The 18,074-nt window shown below is 72.5% G+C and carries 19 protein-coding genes; 12 read left to right on the top strand and 7 right to left on the bottom strand.

Annotated features, from left to right (window positions below; translation table 11 throughout):
* Window positions 1–77 precede the first annotated feature (77 nt).
* The 5 genes from AC3WRM_RS06040 to AC3WRM_RS06020 form a co-directional block, all read right to left on the bottom strand.
* A complete protein-coding gene (locus AC3WRM_RS06040) occupies window positions 78–914 on the bottom strand; it encodes a tryptophan 2,3-dioxygenase (RefSeq protein WP_492248844.1) in 837 nt (278 codons plus the stop codon).
* Window positions 915–943: 29 nt separating this feature from the next.
* Window positions 944–1,804: a 5-oxoprolinase subunit C family protein gene (locus tag AC3WRM_RS06035; RefSeq protein ID WP_492248843.1), complete on the bottom strand. Its 861-nt coding sequence runs from the start codon at window positions 1,802–1,804 to the stop codon at window positions 944–946.
* Window positions 1,801–2,466 carry a 5-oxoprolinase subunit B family protein gene (locus tag AC3WRM_RS06030; RefSeq protein ID WP_492248842.1) on the bottom strand — a complete coding sequence of 222 codons (666 nt, stop codon included), beginning with the start codon at window positions 2,464–2,466 and terminating at the stop codon, window positions 1,801–1,803. Before AC3WRM_RS06030 ends, AC3WRM_RS06035 begins: the two co-directional genes overlap by 4 nt.
* Window positions 2,467–2,490: 24 nt before the next feature.
* A complete protein-coding gene (locus AC3WRM_RS06025) occupies window positions 2,491–3,180 on the bottom strand; it encodes a LamB/YcsF family protein (protein ID WP_492248841.1) in 690 nt (229 codons plus the stop codon).
* A gap of 266 nt (window positions 3,181–3,446) precedes the next feature.
* Entirely contained in the window at window positions 3,447–4,616 is a 1,170-nt protein-coding gene (locus tag AC3WRM_RS06020) for a class I SAM-dependent methyltransferase (RefSeq protein WP_492248840.1), read from the bottom strand.
* A 246-nt stretch (window positions 4,617–4,862) separates the two neighbouring features.
* Between AC3WRM_RS06020 and groES the strand changes: the two genes are divergently transcribed.
* From groES to AC3WRM_RS05995, 5 genes are all read left to right on the top strand, one after another.
* Entirely contained in the window at window positions 4,863–5,156 is a 294-nt protein-coding gene (gene groES / locus AC3WRM_RS06015; RefSeq protein ID WP_067854175.1) for a co-chaperone GroES, read from the top strand.
* Between the two features lie 173 nt (window positions 5,157–5,329).
* A complete protein-coding gene (gene groL / locus AC3WRM_RS06010) occupies window positions 5,330–6,934 on the top strand; it encodes a chaperonin GroEL (RefSeq protein ID WP_492248839.1) in 1,605 nt (534 codons plus the stop codon).
* Window positions 6,935–7,046: 112 nt separating this feature from the next.
* Window positions 7,047–7,439 (top strand): hypothetical protein, encoded by a 393-nt coding sequence (locus tag AC3WRM_RS06005; protein WP_492248838.1) that lies wholly within the window; start codon window positions 7,047–7,049, stop codon window positions 7,437–7,439.
* 165 nt (window positions 7,440–7,604) lie between these two features.
* Entirely contained in the window at window positions 7,605–8,534 is a 930-nt protein-coding gene (locus AC3WRM_RS06000) for an AurF N-oxygenase family protein (protein ID WP_492248837.1), read from the top strand.
* Window positions 8,535–8,541: 7 nt separating this feature from the next.
* On the top strand, window positions 8,542–10,155 hold the full coding sequence (locus AC3WRM_RS05995) for an FAD-dependent oxidoreductase (protein ID WP_492248836.1): 1,614 nt from the start codon (window positions 8,542–8,544) through the stop codon (window positions 10,153–10,155).
* Here the strand turns inward: AC3WRM_RS05995 and AC3WRM_RS05990 are convergent.
* Entirely contained in the window at window positions 10,109–10,612 is a 504-nt protein-coding gene (locus AC3WRM_RS05990) for an SRPBCC family protein (RefSeq protein WP_492248835.1), read from the bottom strand. The genes AC3WRM_RS05995 and AC3WRM_RS05990 overlap by 47 nt on opposite strands.
* A 125-nt stretch (window positions 10,613–10,737) precedes the next feature.
* Between AC3WRM_RS05990 and AC3WRM_RS05985 the strand changes: the two genes are divergently transcribed.
* From AC3WRM_RS05985 to guaB, 5 genes are all read left to right on the top strand, one after another.
* A complete protein-coding gene (locus AC3WRM_RS05985; protein ID WP_492248834.1) occupies window positions 10,738–11,736 on the top strand; it encodes an ABC transporter substrate-binding protein in 999 nt (332 codons plus the stop codon).
* Window positions 11,733–12,722, top strand: coding sequence for an ABC transporter substrate-binding protein (locus tag AC3WRM_RS05980; protein ID WP_492248833.1), 990 nt, complete (start codon window positions 11,733–11,735; stop codon window positions 12,720–12,722). The genes AC3WRM_RS05985 and AC3WRM_RS05980 overlap by 4 nt, the downstream gene beginning before the upstream one ends.
* Window positions 12,719–13,708 carry an ABC transporter substrate-binding protein gene (locus AC3WRM_RS05975; RefSeq protein ID WP_492248832.1) on the top strand — a complete coding sequence of 330 codons (990 nt, stop codon included), beginning with the start codon at window positions 12,719–12,721 and terminating at the stop codon, window positions 13,706–13,708. The genes AC3WRM_RS05980 and AC3WRM_RS05975 overlap by 4 nt, the downstream gene beginning before the upstream one ends.
* Window positions 13,709–13,711: 3 nt before the next feature.
* Complete coding sequence (locus tag AC3WRM_RS05970; RefSeq protein WP_492248831.1) at window positions 13,712–14,440, top strand: siderophore-interacting protein; 729 nt, start codon at window positions 13,712–13,714, stop codon at window positions 14,438–14,440.
* A gap of 154 nt (window positions 14,441–14,594) precedes the next feature.
* Complete coding sequence (gene guaB / locus AC3WRM_RS05965; RefSeq protein WP_067854206.1) at window positions 14,595–16,103, top strand: IMP dehydrogenase; 1,509 nt, start codon at window positions 14,595–14,597, stop codon at window positions 16,101–16,103.
* 41 nt (window positions 16,104–16,144) lie between these two features.
* Here guaB and AC3WRM_RS05960 read toward each other — a convergent pair whose 3' ends face one another.
* Window positions 16,145–16,420: a hypothetical protein gene (locus AC3WRM_RS05960; RefSeq protein WP_492248830.1), complete on the bottom strand. Its 276-nt coding sequence runs from the start codon at window positions 16,418–16,420 to the stop codon at window positions 16,145–16,147.
* Window positions 16,421–16,542: 122 nt separating this feature from the next.
* On the opposite strand from AC3WRM_RS05960, the gene AC3WRM_RS05955 reads away from it, so the two are divergent.
* Together AC3WRM_RS05955 and AC3WRM_RS05950 are read left to right on the top strand one after the other, a co-directional pair.
* On the top strand, window positions 16,543–17,649 hold the full coding sequence (locus tag AC3WRM_RS05955; protein WP_492248829.1) for a GuaB3 family IMP dehydrogenase-related protein: 1,107 nt from the start codon (window positions 16,543–16,545) through the stop codon (window positions 17,647–17,649).
* A complete protein-coding gene (locus tag AC3WRM_RS05950; RefSeq protein WP_492248828.1) occupies window positions 17,649–18,074 on the top strand; it encodes a hypothetical protein in 426 nt (141 codons plus the stop codon). The genes AC3WRM_RS05955 and AC3WRM_RS05950 overlap by 1 nt, the downstream gene beginning before the upstream one ends.

The raw sequence follows: 18,074 nt of genomic DNA, 5'->3' as shown, positions 1-18,074 counted from the left end.
CTCTGCCGCCCACGGCCCGGCACCCCCGCCGGGTCGTCTGCCGCCCACGGCCCGGCACCCCCGCCGGGCGTGGCCGGTCAGAGGGCGGTGCGGACGTCCTGGAGCTCCGGGAAGAACGTGAGCTCCAGGGCGCGCTGCAGGAACGTCGTGCCGCTGGACCCGCCGGTGCCGCGCTTGTGGCCGATGATGCGCTGCACCGTCTTCAGGTGCCGGAAGCGCCAGAGGTGGAAGCCCTCCTCGACGTCGACCAGCTCCTCGCAGGTCTCGTAGACCTCCCAGTGCGCCTCCGGGTCGGCGTACACGCGACGGAACACCTCCACGACCTCCGTGTGGGGCACGTACGGCTGCGCCAGGTCGCGGTCGAGGACCTCGCGGGGCACGGCGTGGCCGTGGCGGGAGAGGTACGCCAGGAACGCGTCGTACAGGCTCGGGGCGGCGAGGTCGGCGGCGAGCCGGTCGCGCGTGGCGGGCTCGTGGTCGAAGACCCTCACCATCGCCGGGTTCTTGTTGCCCAGGAGGAACTCGACCGTGCGGTACTGCGCCGACTGGAAGCCCGACGCCTTCCCGAGCGCGTCGCGGAACTGCAGGTACTCGACCGGCGTCAGCGTCTCCAGCACGCCCCACTGCTCGAACATCTGCCGCTGCACCGCCTTGACCCGCGCGAGGCGCTTGAGCGCCGGCGCGAGCTGGTCGGCGTCGACCAGCGCGATCGCCGAGCGCAGCTCGTGCACGAGCTGCTTGAGCCACAGCTCGGTCACCTGGTGCTGGACGACGAACAGCATCTCGTCGTGGTGGTCGGTGACCGGCTGCTGCGCCGAGAGCAGGAGGTCGAGCCGCAGGTAGGAGCCGTACGTGGACTCGCCGGCCAGGTCGGTGGCGACCCCGTCCTCGACGGGGCGGTGGGTGGGCCTCATGCTCCGATCGTGCCCCAGGGGTGGATCGGTCAGTGCAGGACGTGCCGCCGGAAGCGCACCGTCTCGCCGGGACGCACCTGCGCGAGCCGGTCGACGCCCGCCGCGGTGACCACGCCGACCACCGGGTAGCCGCCGGTCACGGGGTGGTCGGGTCCGAGGACCACCGGCAGCCCCGCCGACGTCACCTGCACGCTGCCCCGCACCACCGGCTCGCTCGCCAGCTCCCCGTCGACGGCCCGGGGGAGCGCCGGACCGTCGAGCCGCACCCCGATCCGGTCGGAGCGTTCCGACACGGTCCAGCCGGTGCCGAGGAGGGTGGCGACGGCTCCGGGGGTGAACCAGTCGTCGCGCGGCCCGAGGACCACGTCGACGGTCGTGATGCCCGGGGTGAGCAGGTGCGGGACGGGTGGGCCCGTCGGCGGCTCGCCGGACGGGCCCGTGGGCAGGACGTCCCCGTCGGCGAGCGTCGGTGGGCCGAGCCGGGCGAGGACGTCGGCGCTGCGCGAACCCAGCGTCGGCGGGACGGCGAGACCGCCGGCGACCGCCACGTAGCCGCGCAGGCCCGCGGCGAAGGGTCCGACGCGCAGCACCTGGCCGACGCGCAGGCGCAGCGGTCGGCCGTGGTCGACGGGAGTGGCGTCGACGTGCAGCGGCCCGACGGCGCCGGTGACCGCCACGACGTGCGCTGCGTCCGCGCGGACCTCGAGGCCGCCGCCGAGCACCTCCAGCACGGCCGTGGGACGGTCGCCGTCGCCCACGAGGACGCGGGCCTGGCGCAGGGATCGCCGGTCGAACGCACCGGACGGCCCGACGCCCTGCGCCGCGAGCCCGGGCCGGCCGTCGTCCTGGACGAGCGTGAGCGGGCCCGCCGAGACCATCGTCAGGCTCACGACCCCTCCCCGCCCCGCTGACCGTGACGATGTGGCCCCGGATCGGCGTCGTCGGGGGCCAGAACGTCACGGTCAGCGGCGGTGAAGCGCACGGTGTCGCCCGGCGCGAGGAGGGCGGCGGGCGTGCGGTCGAGGTCGAAGAGCGCCACGTCGGTGGTGCCGAGCAGCTGCCAGCCACCCGGCGACGCACGGGGGTAGATGCCGCTGAACTCGCCGGCGAGACCGACCGCGCCCGCCGGGACCGTCGGGCGCGGCGTCGCGCGGCGTGGCACGACGAGCCGGGGGTCGCCGCCGACGAGGTAGGCGAAGCCGGGCGCGAACCCGCCGAACGCGACCGTCCACGACGTGCCCGTGTGGGCGGCGACGACGTCGTCCTCGCCCAGACCGGTGTGCCGGGCGACCTCGGCGAGGTCGGGGCCGTCGTAGCGGACCGGCACCACGTGCTCCCGCGCGTCGCGCGGGGCGACGTCGTCCGACGGCGGGGTGCTCCGGGCGAGGGCGCGCAGGGTCGCGGGGTGGCCGCGCAGCAGCACGGTGCGCGCACCGAGCACGGCCTCGGTCACGTCCGGGTGGCCGACGAGCGACGCGTGGCGTCGGCGGGCGTCGTCGAGGTCGGCGCAGTCGAGCAGGACGGCGTCCTCGCCGCACGCCAGGACCCTCATGTCAGCACCACCGCTCCGGGGCCCTCATGCGAAGGGAGCGACCTCGTGACCGGCCTCGACGAGCGCGGCACGCACGACGCGCGCGAGGTCGAGGGCACCGGGGGAGTCGCCGTGGACGCAGAGCGAGTCGACCTGCGGGGCGAGGCGCAGTGCCTGGCCCGCGACCGCAGCGGCGTCGCCGAGCACGGCACCCGGCTCGGAGCGAGGCACCAGGAGCCCGTCGGGCGTGTAGGCGCGGTCGGCGAAGCCCTCGGTGACGACCTGCAGCCCGTCGGCCGCGGCCAGACGCAGGCTGGCGGCGCCGGGCAGCCCGAGCAGCGGGAGGCCGTACGGTGCGACGGCGTCGACGACTGCCGCCGCCTGCCGCTCGTCGTGCACGACGGTGTTGTAGAGCGCGCCGTGCGGCTTCACGTAGGCGACGCGCGTGCCGACCGCGTCCGCGACCTCGGCGAGCAGGTCGAGCTGCTCGCGCAGGGTCGCGACGAGCTCGTCGTCGGTCGGGTCCTGCGGTCGTCGGCCGAACCCCTCGCGGTCGGGGTAGCCGACCTGCGCACCCACGACCACGCCCCGCTCGACGGCGCGCTCGCACGCGTCGAGCATGAGCTCCTCGCCCCCCGCGTACGCCCCGCAGCACACGTTCGCGCTCGTGACCACGTCGAGCAGGGCGAGGTCGTCCGGCGACTCGGCGACGTCGGCGTTCAGGTCGATGCGCACGCCCCCACCCTAGGCCCGCTCACCCTTTGGGTTGGGCCCCACTCGAAGTCTGACCGCCCAACCCAGTGTTGGGGTGAGACGAATCCTTTGGGTGGGGGTGTCGGCGTATCGAAGGGGCGACGATCCGGGCACGGGCACGGGCACGGGCACGGGCCCGACGCCCGACGCGTGGTTCCGCCATCGCCCCTCCCCGACGGGTGCATCCCAACCCAGCGCTGGAGTGGGGAGTCACCCTTGGGGTGAGGCCCAACCCCAAGGACCAGGTGTCAGCGGGGGAGGGGGTCGACGAGGAGGGCGACGGCCTTGTCGTCCACCCGCGTCAGCACGACCGTGGCGCGCTGCGACCCCTTCAGGCGCAGCCGGCGCACGAGCACCTCGGGGACGACGTCGACCCCGCGCTTCTTCACCGTCAGCGTGCCGACGTCGCGCGCGACCAGCGCCGCCTTCAGCTGCTTCTCGCGGAACGGCAGCTCCGCCACGACGCGGAAGGACCGGGCCAGCGGGTGGCGCACCTCCACGTCGGTCGTCACCCACGCGATCCGCGGGTCGACCAGCTGCCCGTCGATCTCCTCCGCCAGCGCCCCCACCAGGCCGGAGCGGATGACCGCGTCGTCGGGCTCGTGCAGCCAGCCGCCGAGCTCACCCACGTCGCCGGCCGCCCCGTCGCCACTGAGCTCGTGCGGACCCGGCAGCGCCGTCGCCCGACGCGGCACGCGGTCCGGCAGGTCGAGGCCCGCCCCCCACAGGCACGCCTCGACGAGGTCGCCGCCGTCGCTCACCCACTGGGCCTCCACGCCGTCGGACACCAGGTCGTGCGGGATGCCCGGCATCGTCTTCACGACGGCCCGGCCCGCCAGGTGCGCCTCGACCACCGACCACGGCGGACTCATCGCCTCCGGGTCGAACACCCGCCCCCGGTCGTCGCGGCGGGCGGGGTCGAGGAACACCACCTCGTCCGGCGTCGGCTCGACGTCGGCCGCGTCGGCGCACACCACCTCCCCCTCGAGACCGAGCGCGCGCAGGTTGGCCGACGCGATCGCCGCACGCACCGGGTCGCGCTCGACGCCGCGCACCCGCAGCCCGGCACGGGCGAACGCCACGAGGTCGGACCCGATGCCGCAGCCCAGGTCGAGCACCGCCGTCGCGCCCGACGCCGCGAGCCGCCCGGCCCGCAGCGACGCGACCGCACCACGCGTGGCCTGCTGCAACGCGTCGTGCGTGAAGTACATGCCCGCCGCGTCGTCGCCCAGCTTGCTGCGCGCCAGTCCCCGCAGGTGGTTCTGCGTCACCGCTGCCGCCACCAGCTGCGCGTCGTGGACCTTGCGCAGACGCGTGCCCAGCGCCAGGTCCGACTCCCGACCCGCGCGGTCGTGCACCTCGGCCACCAGCGCCCGACCCTCGTCGGTCTGCAACCGCTCGAACGTCGCCAGGTCCACGACGCCATCGTGGCAGGTGGTGCCCTCCGCCGCCCGAGGCGCGGCACCCCCGCGGGGGCCGCGACCGCCCACGGCAGCTTGTCCGCCGAGGGAGAACACCCCTTAGCACTCGGGAGGGGTGAGTGCTAGATTCTGAACTGGCACTCGAACCATGAGACTGCCAACCCGTGCACGGCCCCCGCGACGGCGTGCACACCCATCACGTTCATCCGTCACTCACCACATCGTTGAAGGGGAGGTCGACCAGTGTCGGTCACCATCAAGCCGCTCGAGGATCGTCTCGTCATCAAGGCCGTCGAGGCCGAGCAGACCACCGCATCCGGACTCGTCATCCCGGACACCGCCAAGGAGAAGCCCCAGGAGGGCGAGGTCGTCGCCGTCGGCCCCGGCCGCATCGACGACTCCGGCAACCGCGTCCCGCTCGACGTCAACGTCGGCGACAAGGTCATCTTCAGCAAGTACGGCGGAACCGAGGTCAAGTACTCGGGCGAGGAGTTCCTCATCCTCTCCGCCCGCGATGTCCTCGCCGTCGTCTCCTGACGCACCTGGGCTCCCGGCCGGCGGCGTTGCTGCTCGCTCGGCGACCAAGAACGGGTCGCCGTCGCTCGCGCGCCTTGCCGGTCGGGTCCCATGCGCGTCAGGACCGTGCTGACGCGCCACCTCCGGCTCTCGCCGGACACCACCATTCAGTCGTTTCGTAGGAAGGCATCACCATGCCCAAGATCCTCGAGTTCGACGAGGACGCACGCCGCGCGCTCGAGCGCGGCGTCGACGCCCTCGCGAACACCGTCAAGGTCACCCTCGGCCCCAAGGGCCGCTACGTCGTGCTCGACAAGAAGTGGGGCGCCCCCACGATCACGAACGACGGCGTCACCGTCGCGCGTGAGGTCGAGCTCGACGACCCGTTCGAGAACCTCGGCGCGCAGCTCGCCAAGGAGGTCGCCACCAAGACGAACGACGTCGCCGGTGACGGCACCACCACGGCCACCGTGCTCGCCCAGGCGATGGTCCACGAGGGCCTGCGCGCCGTCGCCGCCGGCGCCAACCCCGTCGGCCTCAAGAAGGGCATCGAGGCCGCCGTCAAGGCCGTCTCCGAGCGCCTGCACGAGGTCGCCCGCGACGTCGACGACATCAAGGACATGACCGACGTCGCCACCGTCTCCTCGCGCGACGCCCACATCGGCGAGCTCATCGCCGAGGCCTTCGACAAGGTCGGCAAGGACGGCGTCATCACCGTCGAGGAGTCCAACTCCCTCGGCACGCAGCTCGACTTCACCGAGGGCATGCAGTTCGACAAGGGCTACCTGTCGCCGTACATGGTCACCGACACCGAGCGCATGGAGTCCGTCCTCGACGACCCCTACGTGCTCGTCAACCAGGGCAAGATCAGCTCGGTCGCCGAGCTGCTCCCGCTGCTGGAGAAGGTCATCGCGGCCAACAAGAGCCTGTTCATCATCGCCGAGGACGTCGAGGGCGAGGCCCTCAGCACCCTCGTCGTGAACAAGATCCGCGGCACGTTCACCTCGGTCGCCGTCAAGGCGCCCGCGTTCGGCGACCGTCGCAAGGCCATGCTGCAGGACATCGCGACCCTCACCGGCGCGACCGTCGTCACCCCCGACGTCGGCCTCAAGCTCGACCAGGTCGGCCTCGAGGTGCTCGGCACCGCCCGTCGCGTCGTCGTCACCAAGGACGACACCACGATCATCGACGGCGGCGGCGACGCTGCCGAGGTCGAGGGCCGGGTCAACCAGATCAAGGCCGAGATCGAGCTCACCGACTCCGACTGGGACCGCGAGAAGCTCCAGGAGCGGCTCGCGAAGCTCGCCGGCGGCGTCTGCGTCATCCAGGTCGGCGCGGCCACCGAGGTCGAGCTGAAGGAGAAGAAGCACCGCATCGAGGACGCCGTCTCGGCGACCCGCGCGGCCATCGAGGAGGGCATCGTCGCCGGCGGCGGCTCCGCCCTCGTCCACGCCGTGTCCGTGCTCGACGACGACCTCGGCCTCACCGGCGACGAGGGTGTCGGCGTGCGCATCGTCCGCATCGGTGCCGACGCCCCGCTGGAGTGGATCGCCCGCAACGGCGGCGTCTCCGGCGAGGTCGTCGTCTCCAAGGTCCGCGAGAGCGGCCAGGGCTACAACGCCGCCACCGGCGAGTACGGTGACCTGCTCGCGCAGGGCATCCTCGACCCGGTCAAGGTCACGCGCTCCGCGCTGGCCAACGCCGCGTCGATCACCGCGATGCTGCTCACGACCGAGACGCTCGTGGCCGACAAGCCGGCCGACGACCAGGGTGACGCCCACGCCGGGCACAGCCACTGAGTCAGCCGCACCGCGACCGAGGCCCGTCGTCCCACCCGGGACGGCGGGCCTCGTCGCGTCGGGGGGGCGACGGAGGGTTGACGGGCCGACCTCCCCGCACGACGCTGGGTCCGTGCCCACCCTCGCCGACGTCGAGCGCCTGTGCACCGCCCTGCCGTCGGTGACCGAGGGCACCACCTTCCGCAACCGTGCGTGGTTCGTCGAGAAGGCGGTCTTCTGCTGGGTCCGCCCCTTCACGCAGGCCGACCTGCGCCGGTTCGGCGACGCGCGCGTGCCCCACGGCGAGATCGTCGGCCTGCGCACCGAGGACCTCGCCGAGCGCGACGCCATCCTCGGCGAGGGCACGCCGGGCCTGTTCACCATCGAGCACCTGGCGAACCACCCCGGATACCTCGTCGAGCTCGAGGCCGTCGACCCGTCGCGGCTGGCCGAGGCCGTCGAGGACGCCTGGCTCGCCCGCGCCTCCGCGCCGCTCGCCCGCACCTACCTCGACGCCCGGTCCTGACGCGGCCCGCGGACTCCCAGGACGACCGGGGAACCGCGGACGAGACGAGCGAACGAACGGACGGTGACGTGGGTCTCTTGCGCTTCCGACACCACGGGCATACCGTGGGTACGGATGCGACACTCCCGATGTCACATCATCGCTGTCGAGTCGAGGAGTCCCACCATGACGATCACCGCACCCAGCCCGGAGCACGACGCCGCAGCCTTCCGCGCCGAGGTCGAGCGCGACGGTGTGCTGGAGCGTCTGCTGTCCTCGTCGGCCCAGCTCTCGTACGACCCCGAGAAGGAGGTCGACTGGGACGCGCCGCTCGACCCGCTGCACGACGGCGTCAACCCGGAGTGGTGCACCCTCTACGGCACCGAGATCTGGGAGCGGATGAGCCCCGAGCAGCGCGCGACCCTGACGCGTCACGAGGCCGCCAGCGTCGCCAGCATCGGCATCTGGTTCGAGATGCTGCTCCAGCAGATGCTCCTCGTCGACATCTACGACAAGGACTACGCGAGCAGCGAGTTCCAGTTCGCGCTCACCGAGATCGCCGACGAGTGCCGTCACTCGATCATGTTCGCCAAGGGCGCCCAGCTGATCGCCGGTCGCTCGTACCTGCCGGCCAAGCCGCTGCACCAGGCCGCCAAGCTGCTCAAGCTCACCGCCCGCAACGAGGTCGCGTACACGTCGATCCTCGTCGCCGAGGAGGTGCTCGACGTCATGCAGCGCGACTGGATGCGCGGTGCGTCCGTCGCCCCGCAGGTCAAGACGATCTGCAAGATCCACGTGGTCGAGGAGTCGCGCCACATGAAGTTCGCGCGCCACGAGACCATCGAGGCGATGCGCGGCATCTCCGAGTTCCGGCGCAAGGCGAGCGCCCTGCAGATCGCCAGCGTCGGCTACTTCATCGTCAAGAGCCTGGTGCAGCCCGACGTCTACGCCGAGGCCGGTCTCGACGTGAAGGAGGCCGTCGAGGCGGCCAAGAACAACGAGCACCACCACGCCCTCATGCGCCTGTCGTGCGTCCACCTCATGGACTTCCTGTCCGAGGCGGGCCTGCTGACGCCTGCGGCCAAGCGGCTGTACCGCCGCGTCCACATGCTCTGATCCGCCCATGCCCTTCGCGATCACCCAGAGCTGCTGCTCCGACGCCTCGTGCGTCGAGGTGTGCCCGGTCGACTGCATCCACCCGACGCCCGGCGAGCCCGACTTCGGCCACACCGACATCCTCTACGTCGACGCGCGCGCCTGCATCGACTGCGGTGCGTGCGCCGACGCCTGTCCTGCCTCGGCGATCAAGCCGATCGAGATCCTCCGCGGTGGCGAGGAGGTGTTCGTCGAGCTGAACGCCGCGTACTACGCCGAGCGTCCCGACCGGGCCGTCGCGAAGGAGCAGACGCACGCGCGGGTGCGTCCTGGCGTGCCCACGGGCCTGCGCGTGGCCGTCGTCGGCACGGGCCCGGCGGCCACCTACGCCGCGCGTGAGATCCTCGCCGCGACCGACGCGGACATCTCCTTCGTCGACCGCCTGCCGGTCCCCGGCGGCCTGCTGCGCGCGGGCGTCGCACCCGACCACGGCGAGACCAAGCGGGTCGGCGACACGTTCTCCTGGACGTACGAGCACCCCCGCACGTCGCTCTTCATGAACGTGGAGGTCGGGCGTCACGTCAGCCACGCCGAGCTGCTCGAGCACCACGACGCGGTCGTCTACGGCATCGGCGCGCCCGAGGACCGTCGGCTCGGCATCGAGGGCGAGGACCTCGACGGCGTCCACGGGTCGACCGAGACCGTCTCCTGGTACAACGGCGACCCGGAGGTCCCCGGCGACGCGATCCGCGTCGACGGGTCCCGCGTGTTCGTCGTCGGCAACGGCAACGTCGCACTCGACGTCGCCCGCATCCTGCTGAGCGACCCGGACCGCCTCGCCGGCACCGAGATCGCCGACCACGCCCTCGAGGCGATCCGCCGGGGCGACGTGCGCGAGGTCGTGCTCCTCGGTCGTCGTGGGCCGGAGGAGGCGGCCTTCACGCGACCCGAGCTGCTCACCCTCCCCGACGGCATCGAGCTCGTGGTCGAGGAGGACGCCGCGACGGCCGCCACGCTCGACGCCGCAGCACCCGGTTCCAAGGCGGCGCTGCTCGCCCACCGTCGCCGGGTGCGCAGCGACTGGTCGAGCGACCCCGAGCCCGGACGTCGGCTCGTGCTCGCCTTCGGTCGACGCGTCGTCGCGGCGCACGGCGACGGGACCCTCGCCTCGGTCACGGTCGCCGGACCCGACGGCGACGTCGAGGCACCCACCCGTCTGCTCGTCAGCTCCATCGGTCGACGTGGGCGCGCGGTGCCGGGCCTGCCGTTCGACGCCGACCGCGGCATCATCCCGAACGCGGACGGTCGCGTCGTCGACCCGGCGACGGGTGATGCCGTCCGCGGGGCCTACGTCGTCGGCTGGGCCAAGCGTGGGTCGACGGGCGGCATCGGCGCGAACCGCATCTGTGCCGGGGAGACGGTCACGACCCTGCTCGCCGACGCCGCGGAGGGTCGGCTCGCGAGCCCTGCGCGGTCGGGTCGTGCCTTCGCGCGTCTGCTGCGCAAGCGCCAGCCCGACCTCGTGCAGGCACCCGGGGTGCGCGCCATCGAGCGTCACGAGGTCGACGCCGGTCGCGCGTCCGGGCGCCCGAGGGTCAAGCTGGTGACGGTCGAGGAGCTCCTGGCCGCGGGACGTCGCTGAGTCGGCCGACGGCCGTCTCGAGGCGGTCGAGGGTCTTCTCGAGCGCCGACGTGGGGACGGCGGGGAAGCCGCCGACCCTCCGGTGGATCGCGGGGTCGTCGACGTCGGACCAGTCGTAGGTGAGCGACACCAGGGTCCCCCCGGCCCTCGCGGAGACGTCCCACCTCCACTCCCAGCCCGGTGGGACGCCGTCGACCGGACCGGTGCGCCACGCCACCTCAGCGTCGTGCCGGAAGCGGGTGACGACGTTGTCCGTGCGGTAGTCGCCGGCGCGCGGGTGGTGCACGTGCATGCGGAACACCTGGCCGACGGCGGTGACCGGCACGGCTCCGTCGTCGGCGCGCACCATGTCCGACCCGTCGATCTCCGCGTGACGCCGCGGGTCGGCGAGCAGGGCGAACACGACCGAGGGCGTGGCGACGATCTCGCGCGAGACGACGACGCTGGTGCGGTCCACGTCCTCATGGTGCGCGCCGCGGCCACCGCTGTCGAGCGTCGAGGCCTGACGGGGTGGTCCACCTCACGCGGGAGACCGGACCATCCCCTGCCGAGGTAAGGCTGGCCTAGGTTAGGCTCCCCTGCATGACCCGACGTACGTTCACGCCCCGACGCCTCGCCGCAGCGGTCGCCGTGGCCCTCGCCCTCCCCCTCGCCGCCTGCGGCTCGTCCTCCGACGACGCCTCGTCCGACCAGGCCTGGACCTACACCGACGACCTCGGCACCAAGCTCGAGCTCGACAAGGCGCCCCAGCGGATCGTCGCGCAGTCCTCGGTCGCGGCGGCACTCACCGACCTCGGCCTCGGCGACAAGATCGTGGGCGTCTTCGGTCCGGTGAAGAACGCCGACGGCGACGTCGACAGCCAGGCTGCCGGCCTCGACGTCGACGCGGTCGAGGACGTGACCGGCGACGGCGAGTACGGCGACATCGACCTCGAGAAGATGGCCGGTCTCAAGCCCGACCTCGTCGTGACCAGCTCCTACGTCGAGCCCGACCTCTGGTACATCAACAAGGACGCGCAGACGAAGCTCGAGAAGCAGTACCAGACGCTCGTCATCAGCTTCGACGGCAAGACCCTGCCGCAGATCATCGAGTCGACCGAGAAGGCCGCGAAGGCGCTCGGCGCGTCCGACGACGCCGGCGACAAGGGCCAGGAGGCGTTCGACGCCGCCAAGCAGCGGCTGACCGACGTCGCCGAGGGCGCGAAGCCCTCCATCCTCGCCGTGTCCTACTCGCCGGACCTGTTCTACGTCTCCAACCCCGATGTCAGCCCCGACCTGAAGTACTACCGCGACGAGATCGGCCTCGACGTCATCACGCCGAAGAACCCCGACGAGGGCGGCTACTTCGAGTCGCTCAGCTGGGAGAAGGCCGACACCTACGACGCGGACATCGCCTACTGGGACGACCGCATCGGCAGCGCCGGTCTCGCCGCGCTGAAGAAGGAGCCGGTCTGGGGCAAGACCACGGCCGCCAAGAACGACGCCTACATCCCGTGGACGTCCGTGGCGCCGCCGTCGGCCCAGGCCTACGCCGACATCTTCGACCGGTTCGCGGACGGCCTCGAGAAGTACACGCGATGAGGCGCCCGCTGCAGGCCGTCCTGGTGGCGGTCGTGATGCTGCTCGGGACGGCCTGTGGCGCGTCCTCCGACGACTCCGGCGCCGACGGCGCCTGGACCTACACCGACGACCTCGGCACCACCCTCGAGCTCGACGAGGCACCGCAGCGGATCGTCGCGCAGTCGTCCGTGGCCGCGGCCCTGACCGACCTCGGGCTCGGCGACCGGGTCGTGGGCGTCTTCGGACCGCTCAAGAACCCCGACGGCGACGCGGACCTGCAGGCCGTCGGGCTGGACGTCGACGACGTCGTGGACGTCACGGGCAAGGGCGAATACGGCGACCTCGACCTCGAGAAGGTCGCGGAGCTGAGGCCCGACGTCGTGCTCACCAGCACCTACGTCGAGCCGACGCTCTGGTACGTGAACGAGGCGACGCAGAAGAAGCTCGAGGGCACTTACCCGATCGGCGTCATCTCCTACGAGGGGAAGACGCAGGAGCAGATCTTCGACAGCGCCGAGAAGCTGGCCCTCGCGCTCGGTGCCGACGAGGCCGACTTCGCCGAGGGGCGCCATGCCTTCGAGCAGGCGTCGACACGGCTGAAGGCCGCCGACGCCGCGCTCGGCCACCCGACGTACGAGGCCGTCTCGCTCACGCCCGAGCTGTTCTACGTGTCCAACCCCGACGCCAACCCCGACCTGCAGTACTACCGGGACGAGCTCGGCCTCGACATCGTCACGCCGAAGAAGCCCGACCTCGACGAGGGCGGCTACTGGCAGTCCCTGAGCTGGGAGAAGGCCGACCTGTACGACGCGGACTACGCCCTCTGGGACGCCCGTGGCGGCTCGGCGACGCTGGAGAAGCTCCGCAGCGAGCCGGTGTGGGGCAAGACGACGGCCGCGAGGAACGACGCGTATGTGCCGTGGAACTCCGTCGGCCCGCCGAGCCCGCAGGGTCGCGCGGCCATCATGGACCTCTTCTCGGCCGAGCTGGAGAAGAAGGCGTCGTGAGGGCACGGTCGCGCTCCGTGCTGCCCGCGGCCGTGCTGCTGGCGGTCGCCGGGTGCGGTGCCGGCTCCGGCGACGACTCCGCTGACGCCTGGACCTTCACGGACGACCTCGGCACGCGGATCTCGCTCGACGCGGCCCCGCAGCGGATCGCGGCCAGCAAGGACGTCGCCGCGGCCCTCGCCGACATGGGGCTCGGGGACCGGGTGGTGGCCGTGTTCGGCAAGCCCGACAACCCGGACCCCGACCTCGGCCTGCAGTCGCCCGACCTCGACCTCTCGACGGTCGACGACGTGACGGGCGCGGCGGAGTCCGGGACCCTGGACGTCGAGGCACTGGCGGCCACCCGCCCCGACCTGGTGGTGACGACCCACTACGTCGGCGACGCGCTCTCGTTCATCGATCCCGACACCGGGGCACGGGTCGAGAAGGCCTACCCGGTGGCTGCCGTGACGTACGAGGGCGAGACGGTCGACGGGATCATCGACAACGCCGAGCGGCTCGCGACGGCACTCGGGGCCGACCCGGCGACCTTCGAGGACGACCACGCCGCGCTCGCCGCGGCGGGGGACCGGCTGCGGGCCGCGGCCCGGGCGGCGGGCGACCCGACCCTGGTCGCGACGTCGACCACGCCCGACCTCCTGTACGTCGCGAACCCCTCGGCCTACGGCGACCTGCGCTACCTGCGCGAGGAGGTCGGCCTCGACGTCGTGGAGCCCGACGAGCGCGACCTCGACGAGGGCGTCTACTGGGACGCCGTGAGCTGGGAGAACGCCGACACCTACGACGTCGACGTCGCGATGTGGGACACCCGCGGGGGCCGACAGCACCTGGAGAGGCTGCAGGACCAGCCGATCTGGGCCCGGACCACCGCAGCGCGCGACGACGCCTACCTGCCCTGGCGGTTCGAGGTCGCGCCGAGCGCGCGCGGCTACGCCGACGTGCTCGACGCCTACGCGGACGACCTGCGCACCCTCGGGAAGGGCTGAGCCGTGGCCCGCACCCCCACGCTGCTCGCCAGCTACGTCGAGTCGCAGGCCCACGACGCCGTGGTCCGCGCCAACGACCTGCTCTCACCCGGGCTGCGTCGTCTCGTCCTGGCCAGCACCGACTTCCACGGTGCGACGATCGAGCCGTGCGACGTCACGGCGTTCCGGGTCGCCCGCAACGCGTTCCGGCACTACACGCCCGCCCGAGTCGTCGGCGACGCGCTCACGATCGTCGTGCAGCGTCACGACCACCCGGGCCCCACGCCCGGGCACGACCTGGTGGAGGGGTGGGTGCCGGGCGACCCCGTCAAGGTGTGCCGCTGGGCGTCGGCGCGGGCGTTCACCTGGGCGCTCAGCGGCGACCGGCCCGTCGTGCTGCTCGGCGACGCGACCGTCATCAGCCTCGCGCTGTGCATGGCCGACCGCGCGGCGAACGAGGGCCGCGAGCTGCTGACCGTGCTGGAGGTGCCCGAGCCCGACGTCGCCGCGACCCAGGCGCTCCTGCCCGACGCCACCGTGCTGCCCGCCCTCGAGGTGCCCGGTGCCGTCGTGGACGCCTGGCTGAGGGCGAACGTCGAGGCGCTGCGTGTGCTCGACGACCCGGTCGCCTACCTGGCGGGCAACGGGCCGGCGATCCAGCGCCAGCGCTCGCTCCTGCGTGACGTCGTCGGTCTCGACCGCAAGGCCGTCCGGACGCAGCCGTACTGGGCCGAGGGCAAGGTCGGCCTGTAGCCGTCGGCGTTTTGTGGAGTTGGCGACGGTTCCGCGCCGGGAAACCGTCACCAGGTCCACAAGACGCAGAGCGCTCGAACTCGGGCGACGTCACGCGTCGGACGTCACCCTCCACACGGTCGGGACCCCTGGCGGACGGTCGTAGGATGGGTGCATGGAGCAGGGCATCCCCGACAAGTTCGCCAGTCTCGGTCTCACGTACGACGACGTCCTGCTGCTGCCGGGCGAGACCGACGTCGTGCCCAGCGAGGTCGACACCACCGCCCGCCTGACGCGCGACCTGACCCTGCGCATCCCGCTGCTCTCGAGCGCGATGGACACCGTCACCGAGTCCCGCATGGCGATCGCCATGGCCCGCGAGGGCGGTATCGGCATCCTGCACCGCAACCTCTCGATCGAGGACCAGAGCTACCAGGTCGACCTGGTGAAGCGCACCCAGACCGGCATCATCCCCAACCCGGTCACCATCGGCCCGAAGGCGACCCTGGAGGAGCTCGACGAGCTCTGCGGCGAGTACCGCGTCTCCGGCCTGCCCGTCGTCGACCCCGACGACCGGCTCATCGGCATCATCACCAACCGCGACCTGCGCTTCACGCCCGTCGCCGAGTGGGCCAGCACGCTGGTCGGCGACGTCATGACGCCCATGCCGCTCGTCACCGGACCGGTCGGCATCAGCCGCGAGGACGCCTCGGCGCTGCTGCGCCAGCACAAGCGCGAGCGGCTCCCGATCGTCGACGACGAGGGCCGGCTCGCCGGACTCATCACCGTCAAGGACTTCGTGAAGTCCGAGCAGTTCCCGCTCGCCAGCAAGGACGGCGAGGGCCGGCTGCTCGTCGGTGCCGCCGTCGGCTTCTTCGGCGACTCCTGGGACCGCGCCAACGCCCTCCGCGAGGCCGGTGTCGACGTCCTCGTCGTCGACACCGCACACGGCCACGCCCGCCTCCTGCTCGACATGATCCGCCGCATCAAGGCCGACAAGAACTTCGCCGACATCCAGGTCGTCGGCGGCAACGTCGCCACCCGCGCCGGGTCGCAGGCGCTCGTCGACGCCGGTGTCGACGCGGTCAAGGTCGGCGTCGGTCCCGGGTCCATCTGCACCACCCGCGTCGTCGCGGGCGTCGGTGTCCCACAGGTCTCGGCCGTGTACGAGGCCTCGCTCGCCGCGAAGCCCGCCGGCATCCCCGTCATCGCCGACGGCGGTCTGCAGTACTCCGGCGACATCGCGAAGGCCCTCGTGGCCGGTGCCGACACCGTCATGGTCGGCTCGCTGCTCGCCGGCTGCGAGGAGAGCCCCGGCGACCTCATCTTCATGAACGGCAAGCAGTACAAGACCTACCGCGGCATGGGCTCCATCGGCGCCATGGCCTCGCGCGGCAAGAAGTCCTACTCCAAGGACCGGTACTTCCAGGCCGACGTCGTCAGCGACGACAAGATCGTGCCCGAGGGCATCGAGGGCCAGGTGGCCTACCGCGGTCCGCTCGGCGCCGTGGCCCACCAGCTCGTCGGTGGTCTGCACCAGTCGATGTTCTACGTCGGGTCGCGCACCATCCCCGAGCTGCAGGACCGCGGCCGCTTCGTGCGGATCACGTCGGCGGGGCTCAAGGAGAGCCACCCCCACGACATCCAGATGACGGTCGAGGCGCCCAACTACGCCGGACGCTGACCGCGGCGGCTCGTCGGCGACGGGTCCGCAGGAGCCCGGGTCTACTCCGGGCGGTCGAAGACGTGGCGGGCGAGGGCCTGCACGTCGCGGTCGAGGTGGTCGAGCCGCTCGTCGACGCGGCGGAACTCCGTGCGCATCTCGGTGCGGAGGCCGTCGATCTCGGCGCGGACGGTGCCGATCTCACCGCGCAGCTCGTGCCGTACCGCCGTCAGCCCCGCCTGCAGCGTGCGGTGGAAGGAGGTCATGACGACACCGAGCACGGCGACCGTCGTGGTCAGGAACCCGATGATCAGCGTCCAGCTCTGCGCGTCGGTCATAGTCGGCACCCCTCCATCGTCGGCGACCTCAGCGATCCTGCCAAGGGCCGCCGACGTCGGTCCAGGTGTGCGTCCGCAGCCGGGCAGGGCGAGGCGGTCGCCGGCGGCACTAGGGTGGACCCATGCCTGAGCTCGACATCGGTGCCGCCAAGCGCGGTCGGCGCGCGTACTCCTTCGACGACATCGCGATCGTGCCCAGCCGGCGCACGCGTGACCCCGAGGAGGTCTCCACCGCCTGGCAGATCGACGCCTACCGCTTCGACCTGCCCGTCATCGCCGCCCCGATGGACAGCGTGATGAGCCCGGAGACGGTCATCGCCCTCGGTCGCCACGGCGGCCTCGGCGTCCTCGACCTCGAGGGACTCTGGACCCGCTACGAGGACCCGACGCCGCTGCTCGCGGAGATCGCCTCGCTCGACGCCGTCGCCGCCACCGCGCGCCTCCAGGACATCTACGCCGAGCCGATCAAGCCGGCGCTCATCAAGGACCGGCTCGCCGAGATCCGCGAGGCCGGAGTCACGGTGGCCGCCGCGCTCTCGCCGCAGCGCACCAAGCAGTTCGCCGACGTCGTGGTCGACGCTGGCGTCGACCTGTTCGTCATCCGCGGCACCACCGTCTCGGCCGAGCACGTGTCGAGCCAGACGGAGCCGTTGAACCTCAAGCAGTTCATCTACGAGCTCGACGTCCCGGTCGTCGTCGGCGGCTGCGCCACCTACCAGGCCGCCCTGCACCTCATGCGCACCGGCGCCGCGGGCGTGCTGGTCGGCTTCGGCGGCGGCGCGGCGCACACCACCCGCTCCGTGCTGGGTCTGGCCGTCCCCATGGCGTCGGCCGTGGCCGACGTGGCCGCCGCGCGTCGGGACTACCTCGACGAGTCCGGCGGACGCTACGTCCACGTCATCGCCGACGGCTCGATCGGGCGCAGCGGCGACATCGCCAAGGCGATCGCCTGCGGCGCCGACGCCGTCATGATCGGCTCGCCGTTCGCGCGGGCCACGGAGGCGCCCGGTCGCGGCTTCCACTGGGGCGCCGAGGCCTGGCACCACGAGCTGCCGCGCGGCAAGCGGGTCGAGATCGGCACGGTCGGGTCGCTGGAGTCGGTGCTGTTCGGTCCGTCGTCCGTTCCCGACGGCACGATGAACCTCATCGGCGCGCTGCGCCGTGCCATGGCCACCACCGGCTACACCGAGCTCAAGGAGTTCCAGCGGGTCGAGGTCGTCGTCGCCTGATGACCGCTCCGCCGCCCGAGCCGTCCGAGGGCTGGCCGTCGAAGACCGGGGAGCCGGAGCAGCGTCCGCCCATGACGTCGGCGCGCTTCGTGGACATCGTGGTGTCGGTGCTGCTGTGGATCGGCCTCACCCTCGGCTCGCTGGTCCTCGGCGCGGTCTCGCCGCTGCTGATCATGGTCGGCGACGGCTGCGTCGGCGAGCCCGACGACCCGCTGGTCTGCGAGGCCGGGGGCTCGCTGCTGCTGTTCGGCGGCATCGGCCTGCTGTGGCTGCTGCTCCTCGCGGGCGTGCTGTTCAGCGCGTTCCGGATGGTGCGGGCGGCCGGGGCGGGTCGGCCCCTGTGGCCGTGGCCGTTCGCCGGGGCGGGCATCGGCGCGCTCGGCGTGGTGCTGCTCGGCGTCGTCCTGGCCGTGGTCGTCAGCTGA

Source organism: Aeromicrobium sp. EU05-FHT14F07 (assembly GCF_058790455.1).
The sequence above is the reverse complement of the archived record's forward strand: the minus strand, read 5'-3'. Positions and strand labels throughout refer to the sequence as shown.